Consider the following 11,202-nt stretch of genomic DNA (forward strand, 5'->3'; position numbering starts at 1 on the left):
GTATAATTTTTTTAAGGAGTTGATTAAATGTATCCGTTTCTATTACCAGAGATTTTTAAATATCTAATACCCATGTATGACTTAATGATAGTCATAGGTGTAGTTTTAATGATTTTTTATGTCGCAAACAGATTCGAAAAACAAAATGGTTATACTCGTAAACAAGCAAATAAGTTATTGATATTGCTAGGTGCTAGTTTAGCAATAGCACTTGTTTCATCTTTTCTAGTTGATGGTATATTTCATTCAATTCAAGAAGGTGAACTTACCTTTGGCTCACTTACATTTTTAGGTGCACTCATTGGTGGAATTGCTGCTTTTCTTATTTTATTAAAATACTTTTATAAAGATGATAATAAAAATGTGAAAGAAATCATGAATTCTATTATTCCTGGTATTGTCTTAGCTCATGCGATTGGTCGAATTGGATGTTACTTTGCAGGATGCTGCTTTGGTGTTCCTACTGAATCTTTTCTAGGTGTCATCTTCCCTTATGGACATGCCCATGACTTATATCCAAATGTTTCTATATTCCCAACTCAATTATTTGAATCTTTCTTCTTATTTGCTTTATTCTTTGTCTTAAATCGTGTTAAACGTGTTAAACATATAGAAGTTGAAACTTATTTAATCGGTTATGGTATATTTAGAATACTTATTGAATTCATTCGTGGAGATGATCGCGGAAGCTTCTTACCTTTTATAACAACACAATATAATACATTCCCTACCCCATCACAATATTTAAGTTTATTGATGGTAGCTATTGGTCTATACTCACTATACCGTCTTAAAAAGAATAAACCACTCATAGATAGAAAAATCTAAGTATCTTTGTTTTACTAATATAGATTTTTTTATATGAAAGAGTTGAAAATATGCAAAAAAAATATACGATGTCAAAGAAAAACATATATATATTATCAATTATTGTCTTGTGTTTAATCGCAATGATGATTATTCAATTTGCTCAATTTTCTTTTTCTAGTGACACTTTGATATCAAAGATGATAAGTGACACTATCTTTCGCTTTCTTGGAAGTATTATTTTCTACTTTATTATTTATACCTTTGGTCATAAAGTACTTAAAATCAATAGACCTTTTTTAAAGTCTTTTCTCATGATCGTACCTGCACTTCTTATTTCAATTAATAACTTTCCATTCATCCCATTATTAACTGGAAACGCTGAAATAACAAAACCACTTGATACTATTATAATATTTGCAATCACATGTTTAAGTGTTGGTTTATTTGAAGAACTAGTCTTTAGAGGGTTAATATTATTTTTTCTTCTACAAAAACTACCAAAAAATAGAGAAGGACTTTTACTTTCAATAGTCATTTCTTCTGCTTTATTTGGGTTTATGCATCTATTTAATATATTTGATGGTGCCAATGTAGGTGCAACGCTTCTACAAGTCATGTATTCATTTGCAATGGGTCTTATGTGGTCGGTTATTCTATTGAAAACAAAAAGTATTTTGTTAGTTATCATTTTACATAGTATATATAATTTTACAGGATTATTGTTCCCAACACTTGGTACTTTAACTAATAAATATGATCTTGCAACCATTCTTATAACAACCATATTAGCTTTATTAGTTGCTTTTTATACTTATAAGCTTTATCTAACATTAGATCCAAAAGAAATTGAAACTCTATATTAAATAAATAATTATATAAATAAAGGTCCTATGAAATAGGTTGTGGTTTGTAAAAACACAGCTATGAAAAGGATTGTGGTTTGTAAAAACACAGCTATGAAAAGGATTGTGGTTTGTAAAAACACAGCTATGAAAAGGATTGTGGTCAAAAAAAATACAGGTGTGCTTAAGTTTTTGCTTAAGTACACCTTTTTTCTACCCTTTTTTCAATTATATTTTGTATCTAATAGGAACGTCTTGATTAACTGAATATATAATTCTACGCTTCAGTCTATCAAAATTTTTAATCCCATTTGATGATTTGAGAATTGTTTTTACTTTAGAGTTAGTTTTCTCTATTTTACCGTTGGATAATCGTCTACCTTCAACTCTAATAAATGAATTCTTGATTTCTAATTTCCATTTATAAAGTGTTCTTCCAAAACTTCTAAATGCTGGATGATCAAAATGTCTAAACTCTTTAGTCAACTGCTCTAATTCAAGTTCACAGGTATCATAGAGAGCTGATTTATTGAAAGTTCTATAAGCTTCTTTTAATTTATATGCTTCATATAAGAGATCATCAATTGATAATAAATAGTGTAGAATATCTTCTTTTCTCCAATAGACGTTTAACTTAGCGATATGAATAGGTCCTGAATAGATACCCTCATAATCTCTTAGAAAGAAATAATGAAACTTCTTTAGCATATAGTAATACATGTCGTTTGCTTCTAAAGAAGAGGTGTGTTTATTGTATTTATGCATGACATCAAGTCTAATTTGTTTCATCGCTTCATTAAGTTGTTTGATGACATGAAATGAATCCACAGCGACTTTTGCTTTCGGAAAGGCTAGATTGATAACTTGCTTGTAAGAGTCCCACATATCAATTGTAAAGCCTTTAACTTGATCTCTTTCTACTTGAGATATGCGACTGAATTGCTCTATGAGATATCTTTTGTGTCTCGTTATATAGATATCAATGACTTTATTACTTTTAAAGTCAATAAGCATACAGGCATATTTATATTTAGATTTTTGTGATACATAAAATTCATCCATTGAAATATATGCAGGAAGCTTTAATCGTCTTGGTTGGACATGGTAGTCAAATATATTTATCACGCTTTTATCTGATACATGATAAAGCTTTGATGCTGAAGCATATGTGTGTGTAGGATCTAATAGATATTCTAAGATGAGTGTTTTGGTATACATGCTAATAGATTCATAAGCAGATGAGAATGGATTAGGCTCATAATAGACATTACGACAAGTCTTACATCTATATCGTCTAGCTCTATAAATGAGTATACATTTCCCGACTGTTGTAATACTGTGTGTAATATGTTTAATCTGGTAATCATGAACATATTGTTTTTCTGATCCACAAATCTTGCAACTTATTTGTGAATCTCTTTTTAATTATATATATACATAAACATTTTGCCTTTCTTTTCTTAATGAAATCTCAGAAATCAAATGCCCTATGTATTCTAAATTTAAGAGTTCTATGATATCATGAATAATGAAGTCCTCCTTTTCATTTAATTTAGGGTAGTAACTAAATTGTAACATGTAATGAGGGCTTCTTTTTTAAAACCTTTAAGACCACAACCTATTTCATAGCCTATCTTATACCACAAACATTTTCATAGAACTTAAATAAAGGGGCTGTAATGAAATAAAATCATTATAGTCTATAAAAACACAAAACCACTCTGGAAAATCCAGAGTGGTTTTTGATATAATTGAAGTATGCAAAGTACTCAATTAACTCAATCTTATTTTAGCGCAAAACAATTAAAATTACCACTAGAAATGAATATTTTAATACCATTTGATAGTGAAGTCAGAACATTTGACGAAGTATTTTCAAAAATCGAGGTTAAAAAATACTTAGTATCCAAATCTCATCAAGGTAGACTAGGATACAATTTAGTCAATATGTTGAAATTGGTATTGTTTTGCCAGATGGAAAAAATCCATAGTTTAAGAGCAATGGAAAAGGCAGCTAAAAATGATATTAGGCTCATGTGGTTGACTAATGAGTTAAAACCAAGCCATAATACCATCAAAGAATTTATTAATACCCACTTAAAAACATCCATCGAAGATATCTTTTTAGAGATCAATCAATATATCATAAAAAAAGAACAAATTGATATCAACACCTTATATATAGATGGGACAAAGATAGAGGCAAACGCAAACAAATATAAATTTGTTTGGAAGAACTCAATTCTTAAGTTTAAACAAAAACTTCAACTCAAAATTACCAAGACTCTGCACAAATTAAATGAAGACTATAAACATTTAGGCATCTACTTTCTGATCAAAGAAGATTATGAGATATCATATTTAGAAAAGATTAGAGATTTCTTAGTCAATGAAATTGACAAAGAAGGCATTGATTTTGTCTATGGCAAAGGGAACCACAAAAGTGGATTACAAAGAGATTATGAAGATATCGTAGACTACATAGAAAAACTAACAAGCTATAATCATGATTTAGAGATCATAGGTCCATCAAGAAATTCATATGCAAGAACAGATCATGGTGCAACATATATGCGCATGAAAGACGATCATATGAGAAATGGTCAATTAAAGGCTGGATACAACATTCAAATTGGCGTGTCAGATGGATATATCATGCATATGGATGTCTATCAGAATCGAAGCGATTATAAAACATTAGAACCATTTCTAGAAGGATTTAATCATAGCTATGGATTTTATCCTAAATATCCTGTAGCAGATGCTGGATATGGTGGACTTATAAATTATAGATATTTAAAATCCAAAGATATGGAACTCTATCAAAAATATCCAATGTATAAAAAAGAAACCAGCAATCAGAACTATATAAATAGTCCTTATCGTGCAGAAAATTTCACTAAAGATAAAAACGGGAATCTAATTTGTCCAAAAGGACGAAAGATGAATTATCTATTTACAAGACACAATGGTAAAGATGTTTATGAGTCATCTACTTGTTTAAGATATCCGCTAGCTTCAAAGTGTAAAAAAGGGAAAGCTCCAAGACGTATTGAAGTCAATGAAGAATTATGGAACTATCAAAAAAAAGCAAGAGATAATCTTCAATCTGATTTAGGTATAGAACTTAGGATTCAACACTCAATTCAAGTTGAAGGCGCATTTGGGGTTTTAAAAGAAGACTTTAAATTTAGAAGATTTAAGCGACGTGGCATCCAAAATGTTAAATTAGAGTTTATGTTACTCTCAATTGGGTATAATTTATCAAAATATCATAACAAGCAACAACGATTCGTTCAATAGTTATCCTGTGGAAAACTAAAGAATTTTGAAGTTCTCTTTTAAATATGCCTGAAAACAGGTATTTTTTTATATTTATCCACAAAACAAAAGAAAAAGGGACTGTGTAGTCCATGAAGATTAAATATTCTTCATTTCATTACAGCCCCTTTTTATGTGTTATTTAGATGAATCAATCATCAGTTTAACTAAATTATTAGAAAACTCAGTTGGATCTTCAATAGGTAATCCTTCCATTAATAACGCTTGGTGATATAAAAGAGATGCATATTCATCAATTTTAGCATTATCTTTCTCATACACTGAAAGAACAGCTTTAAATAAATCATGATCTGGATTAATCTCTAAAATTCTTTCTGCTTTAATCTCATTTTGATTAGGCATAGATTTTAAAATCTTTTCCATTTCTAAGCTTAATCCTTCTCCTGATACCAAGCATACTGGTGAATCTTTTAATCTAGCAGTTAATTTAACATCTTTAACTTTATCTTTTAATGCTTTTTTAATTGCTTTCAAAATATCTTTATTTTCTTTTTCTTTTGTTTTTAAATCCTCTTTTTTACTATCATCAACAAAATCAGCTTCACCTTGTTGAACAGATTTAAAAGGTACTTCATCATAGTTATTTAATACTTGAATCATAAATTCATCAATTTCATCAGTAAATAATAAAACCTCTGATCCATTTTCTTTCATAACATCCATTTGAGGAAGATTCAAAATACTTTGTTTTGATTTACCAGTGGCAAAATAGATTGCTTTTTGACTTTCTGGTTTTCTGTCTAAATATTCTTTAAATGTCGTGTATTCATCTGATTGAGATGTTTTAAACATAATTAAATCTTTTAAAATATCTTTATGCATACCGAATTGATCATACATACCGTATTTTAATGTATTTTTATATGCCTCATAAAACTTAATATAAGTTTCTCTTTCATTTTTTAACATCAATTCAAGTTCACTTTTAATCTTTTTCTCTAAATGAGCCGCAATATTTTTAACTTGTCTGTTTTGTTGTAGTAATTCACGAGAAATATTTAAAGATAAGTCACTTGAATCAACTAACCCTTTCACAAACTTGAAATGATCTGGAATTAAATCTTTATTTTTGTCTTGAATAAAGACGCCTTTAGAATATAATTGTAATCCTTTTTCATATTTTTCACTGTAAAAATCATATGCTGGTTTAGATGGAATAAATAAAAGTGCTGTATACGTTAACATGCCTTCAACTTTTGTGTGAATCACCTTAAGTGGTTCTTCATAATCGTTGAATTGATGTTTATAAAAATCGCTCATTTCTTCATCTGTAATTTCTGATTTTTGACGCTTCCAAATTGGAATCATTTGATTAAGTGTTTCTTTTTCAAGTTTTTCTTTTTTATCATCGCCATGATTAACCATAATATTAATTGGATATCTTACATAGTCACTATACTTTTTAATAAGTGTTTTTAGTGTATATGTTTCAAGATAAGTTGAAAAATCTTCATCATTTTCTTTATCATCTTTGTGTAGATATAAAACAATTTTAGTTCCTACTTCTTTTTCATCTGTTTCGTCTATCGTATATGATGACTCACCATTAGATGACCATTTATATCCTTTTTCTGAAAAAGGACTCTTTGTATAGACTTCAACCTTATCAGAAACCATAAATGCTGAATAAAAACCAACACCAAATTGTCCAATGATCTCAACATCTTCTTTTTCTAGCTTTTCTAAAAATTGTTTAGATCCACTTTGAGCAATCGTTCCTAAGTTTTCTATTAATTCTTCTTCACTAAATCCAATACCATTATCTCTAATCGTTAATGTACGATTTTCTTTATTAGGTTCCAACCATATTTCATAAGTATCAGATTCAACCTTTGGGTCAGTGAGTGACATATAATGTCTTTTATCTATTGCGTCACTCGCATTTGATATCAATTCTCTTAAAAATATTTCTTTTTGTGTATAAATAGAATGTGTCATCAAATGTAATAATTTTTGTGATTCTGTTTTAAATTTTTTTGTCTTTGACATATTATCGCCTCCATTAAAAATTGTAGTAAATATTCACCTTTATGTCAAGCCTTTTGAGCTATTAGTTCAATCTCAATTAACCCATCTTTAGGTAGTCTTGAAACTTCAATAGTTGATCTAGCTGGTTTATGATTTTCAAAAAAATCACCATACATTTTATTAACAACGCTAAAAACAGATAAATCCTTTAAAAAGATTGTTACTTTAACAACTTCAGATTTAACAAATCCAGATTCTTTGAGTATCTCTTCTATGTTTTTAAATACTTGTTTTGTTTGACCTATAATCTCATTTGTTGGAAAATCACTTGTTTTTGGGTCAATACCTAATTGTCCTGAGGTAAATAATGTTTGATTGTTGACTATAGCTTGGCTGTATGGACCTACAGCTTGAGCAGCCTTTTCTGTTGAAATAATTTTCATAATATTTTCTCCCTTTTTTTATCTTGTATTCATTTGATTTTTATATATAAATATTCTTGAAAATAAAAACTCCGTTACAAAATTTAAAATCATCGTTACACCTAATACAATATATTCATTTACACCAGCATTTACGATTGCATCTCCACCCCAAGTCGTGATGGGAATAAAAAATAAATAATAAATGAATATCTTTGTCATTGCAACTGGGATATTATTAGATGATTTAAATGTAAATCTTCTATTTAGTGTAAAATTCCATAAAACAGATAGTGTTATTGCGATTAAATAGCTTGGCCAATAAGGAAATCCTGTAAGCTCATTTAAGAGCGTAAAAGATCCTAATTCTATTGCTCCTGCTGAAATTGAAAATCCTGTGAACTTAATAAACTGAATCCAGTTATCTTTTTTTGTCATTTCCATTATGCATACCTATGCTTTCATATCTTGTATTGTAATTAAATTGTGTAAAACTTCGATATCATCTCTATGTGCTATATACGCTAAAGAAATGGCTGTTGCTCTTTTTAAAGCAAATTCTAAATCATGTTTTTTTACATTTGAAACAAACCCAGCTAAAAGTGCATCTCCTGCACCTACTGTATGATAAACTTTTATATCAGGAACAGATATTTTATAAATATGTTTTTTTGAAACATATAAACTTCCTATTTTACCTAAACTAACTAGAACTTCTGAGACACCTGTATCACATATCTTTAATGCCTCTTTGATAATAGTCGGTTCATCGTCCAATTGTTGGTTCGCGTACTCTTTTAATTCTTCTAAATTTGGTTTAATTAAATCCGGTGTGGCTGTCAATCCTTCTTTAAACCATGCTTTTGAAGTATCTAGAATAATTTTATCTGCTAAATGTTTAATTTCTTTAATTAAAATTTTATAAATGTCGGCATCAAAATCAATAGGTGCACTTCCTGATATAATAACAACATCCTTTGGCTTAATCAATGATTTTAACAAAATGATAAGTTCGTTAAAATGATTCATGTCACAAGATGGTCCTTGATCATTGATATCAAATGATTCATTTGAAAATTGATCAAATATTTTTATATTTTCTCTTGTATTACCTTCAATATTAATAAATTGATGATCTATATGCAATTTTGATAATTCTTTTGAAATAAATTTTCCGTTTGTCCCACCTAAAAATCCAGTAGCAAATGTCTTTTCATTTAATTGTTTTAAGACTTTAGATATATTAATACCCTTACCACCAGCAACTTTTTGTTTTTTAATAACATTAGCGTGTTTTTGATTATCGAGTTTATCTACAAAAATCATTGTATCAATTGCAGGATTAAGTGTAATCGTTATAAACATAAAAATCACCTCTCCTATTTATTATATAACTTCTTAATATATATTTAAAGAAAGTAATTTAATCTTAGCAAATTAAAAACGCCCTAAGTAAACTCTTAGAACGTTTCTATGATACTGTATTATCCATAAAATCAAATTTTTGCTCAAGTTTTTTAAATATTTTTATAATGAGAAAACTCATTAATAAATAAAATACTGCAGCTAAGAAAAATGGAGAAATCGTAAAATCTCTAGATACAATCTCTTTAACATTTCTCATTAAATCAGATATTGCAATCACGGTCACTAACGATGTATCTTTAATAAGCGTGATGACTTCATTGGTAATTGTTGGCATCTCTTTTCTTATAGCTTGTGGCATAATAACATATCTATATGTTTTTAATCTAGACGCTCCCATCATTTGTGCACTCTCTTCTTGATCTTTTGGAAGAGATTCAATACCCGCTCTCATGATTTCTGTAAAGTATGCTGCATAATTAAGTACAAAAGCAATATAAGCGACCATCATACGATCAATCATAATACCAAAAGCCGGCAAGCCAAACATAAAGAAAAATAATTGTAGCATTAAAGGAGTCCCTCTAAATAGCCATGTATATAATGATGTTAATCTTCTAAAAAATGGGTTTAATCGATAACTCATTGATAATATAATACTAATTGGAAACGAAAGAGCAAGTGTCACAAAGAAGATTCTTAGTGACACGCTTGCTCCAGTTGATAAGTACTTTATCGTTTCTAAAAGATAATCAATCATCTTAGGAAAATATCTTCATCAAACCATTTAACAGATATTTCTGATGCTTTACCATCTGCAATCATATCAGCTAAAGCTTGATTAATTTCATCTCTAATATCACTTGATTCTAATCTAAAACCAATACCATATGTTTCTTCTCCAAAGTTATCTTCTAATACATCATATACACCTGGGTTTAAAGACATAATATATCTACCCATAATTTCATCAATAACTACAGCATCTACAGTTTGATTTTGTAGTTCAAGCAAAGCACTGTTGAATGTATCAAATTTAACAAGTTCACCTAAATCAGCATAAATAGCATTTGCAATTACAGCATCTTCAGATGCACTAGATATTTGTACGCCTACTTTAAGCCCAGCTAAATCTGCAATGCTTGTGATTGCTTCATCTTTAAGAATCATAACCATTTGCGTATTTTCTAAATATGGATTACTAAAGACCATTTCTTCTAATCTTGAATCTGTAATAGTTAATCCATTCCAAATCATATCAATAGTTCCAGAATTTAATTCTAAAACTTTTGCATCCCAATCAATAGGTTGAAATCTAACTTCGATATTTAATCTATGTCCAACTTCATTTGCAAGATCCACATCAAATCCAGTAAGTTCTCCTTGATCATCTCTGAAACCCATTGGAGCAAATGTATCGTCAAGACCAACAACTAAATAACCACGATCTTCAATACCTTCCCATGTTTGAATCACTTCTTCACCACATGAAGCAAGTGTCACAACCCCTAAAACAGCAACCATTAATAATAATATTTTTTTCATTTTCCTTCACCTCTTGCAACAATTATACTTCATTACTTCACTGTTGTAAAGTGCTAAAGTGATGAAAACGTTTTTTGCATAAAAAAAGTTTACTTTCGCAAACTCATTTTTTTAATTTTTCCATTTTTTTAAACACCAAATGATATCCTTCGGCACCATAAGTTAATGATTTCGCAACCCTTGATATAGTTGCTGTTGAAGCTTTAGTTTCGTTAACAATGTCTTGATAAGAGTGTTTTTCCTGTAACATGTGTGCTACTTTCAATCTTTGTGCCATGTCTTGGACTTCATTTATTGTGCAAACATCTTCAAAAAAACGGTAGCACTCTCCAACTGTATCTAATTGAATTATTGTTTCAAATAATTTTTCTATATCTTTAGTTGCAAATTTAGATCTATATGGCATATTTTCACCTCATTTGCCTTATTATATCATGTATTATTATATTTTTATATAAATAAAAAGTCTCTATTTTTAGAGACTTTACTTATATTTAGATAAATTCAATATCTATATTACCTTTAAAAGCTTTTGAATATGGGCAAAACCCTTTAGCCCCTTGTATATATTTATCTAATGTCTTTTGATCAACACCATTTATTCTAGCTTCAACAACAAGTTTAAATTTAAATCCTTCGTTAGGAATCATTAATAATTTAGTTTCTGCTTTTACATATAAATCCTTATAATCAACTTTATCTTCATTCAACAAGTATTCCATAGAACTTGCAAAACAACTACTATATCCAGCTGAAAATAATTCTTCAGGATCGGTTCCATCTAATCCTATGCCTCCCATTTGTTTGGGTTTTGCTAATTTATATGTAACACCACTTGTAGTGTCTTTAATTTCACCATTTCTACCACCATAAGTTGTGGCTGTTCTTGAGAGAATTTCTTTCATAAT

The 11,202-nt window shown here is 29.1% G+C and carries 12 protein-coding genes; 3 read left to right on the top strand and 9 right to left on the bottom strand.

The features are described 5' to 3' along the window. Nucleotides 1–27: 27 nt before the first annotated feature. Nucleotides 28–828, top strand: coding sequence for a prolipoprotein diacylglyceryl transferase (locus tag MPAN_RS08550; protein WP_176239439.1), 801 nt, complete (start codon nucleotides 28–30; stop codon nucleotides 826–828). Nucleotides 829–878: 50 nt separating this feature from the next. Further along, the gene (locus tag MPAN_RS08555) at nucleotides 879–1,673 is read left to right on the top strand and encodes a CPBP family intramembrane glutamic endopeptidase (RefSeq protein WP_176239440.1); all 795 of its coding nucleotides are present in this window, start codon (nucleotides 879–881) and stop codon (nucleotides 1,671–1,673) included. 207 nt (nucleotides 1,674–1,880) lie between these two features. On the opposite strand, the gene MPAN_RS08560 is transcribed toward MPAN_RS08555, so the two are convergent. Further along, a complete protein-coding gene (locus tag MPAN_RS08560; RefSeq protein ID WP_176239511.1) occupies nucleotides 1,881–3,059 on the bottom strand; it encodes an ISL3 family transposase in 1,179 nt (392 codons plus the stop codon). A gap of 351 nt (nucleotides 3,060–3,410) precedes the next feature. Between MPAN_RS08560 and MPAN_RS08565 the strand changes: the two genes are divergently transcribed. Then, on the top strand, nucleotides 3,411–4,955 hold the full coding sequence (locus tag MPAN_RS08565) for an IS1182 family transposase (protein WP_231756771.1): 1,545 nt from the start codon (nucleotides 3,411–3,413) through the stop codon (nucleotides 4,953–4,955). 156 nt (nucleotides 4,956–5,111) lie between these two features. Here the strand turns inward: MPAN_RS08565 and htpG are convergent, their stop codons facing one another. The 8 genes from htpG to MPAN_RS08605 form a co-directional block, all read right to left on the bottom strand. Continuing rightward, a complete protein-coding gene (gene htpG / locus MPAN_RS08570) occupies nucleotides 5,112–6,983 on the bottom strand; it encodes a molecular chaperone HtpG (RefSeq protein WP_176239442.1) in 1,872 nt (623 codons plus the stop codon). A gap of 44 nt (nucleotides 6,984–7,027) precedes the next feature. Then, nucleotides 7,028–7,405 carry a Rid family detoxifying hydrolase gene (locus MPAN_RS08575; RefSeq protein WP_176239443.1) on the bottom strand — a complete coding sequence of 126 codons (378 nt, stop codon included), beginning with the start codon at nucleotides 7,403–7,405 and terminating at the stop codon, nucleotides 7,028–7,030. An 18-nt stretch (nucleotides 7,406–7,423) separates the two neighbouring features. Beyond that, entirely contained in the window at nucleotides 7,424–7,828 is a 405-nt protein-coding gene (locus MPAN_RS08580; RefSeq protein WP_231756772.1) for a GtrA family protein, read from the bottom strand. A gap of 9 nt (nucleotides 7,829–7,837) precedes the next feature. Next, a complete protein-coding gene (locus MPAN_RS08585) occupies nucleotides 7,838–8,749 on the bottom strand; it encodes a 1-phosphofructokinase family hexose kinase (protein ID WP_176239444.1) in 912 nt (303 codons plus the stop codon). Between the two features lie 106 nt (nucleotides 8,750–8,855). Further along, a complete protein-coding gene (locus MPAN_RS08590; RefSeq protein ID WP_176239445.1) occupies nucleotides 8,856–9,509 on the bottom strand; it encodes an amino acid ABC transporter permease in 654 nt (217 codons plus the stop codon). Beyond that, nucleotides 9,506–10,294, bottom strand: a complete 789-nt coding sequence (locus tag MPAN_RS08595) for an amino acid ABC transporter substrate-binding protein (protein ID WP_176239446.1) — start codon at nucleotides 10,292–10,294, stop codon at nucleotides 9,506–9,508. The genes MPAN_RS08590 and MPAN_RS08595 overlap by 4 nt, the downstream gene beginning before the upstream one ends. 103 nt (nucleotides 10,295–10,397) lie before the next feature. Then, a complete protein-coding gene (locus tag MPAN_RS08600) occupies nucleotides 10,398–10,700 on the bottom strand; it encodes a YerC/YecD family TrpR-related protein (RefSeq protein WP_176239447.1) in 303 nt (100 codons plus the stop codon). An 88-nt stretch (nucleotides 10,701–10,788) separates the two neighbouring features. Beyond that, nucleotides 10,789–11,199, bottom strand: a complete 411-nt coding sequence (locus tag MPAN_RS08605) for an Ohr family peroxiredoxin (protein ID WP_176239448.1) — start codon at nucleotides 11,197–11,199, stop codon at nucleotides 10,789–10,791. Between the last annotated feature and the right edge of the window lie 3 nt (nucleotides 11,200–11,202).

It is taken from the genome of Mariniplasma anaerobium (assembly GCF_016865445.1).
Classification (GTDB): domain Bacteria; phylum Bacillota_I; class Bacilli_A; order Acholeplasmatales; family Acholeplasmataceae; genus Mariniplasma; species Mariniplasma anaerobium.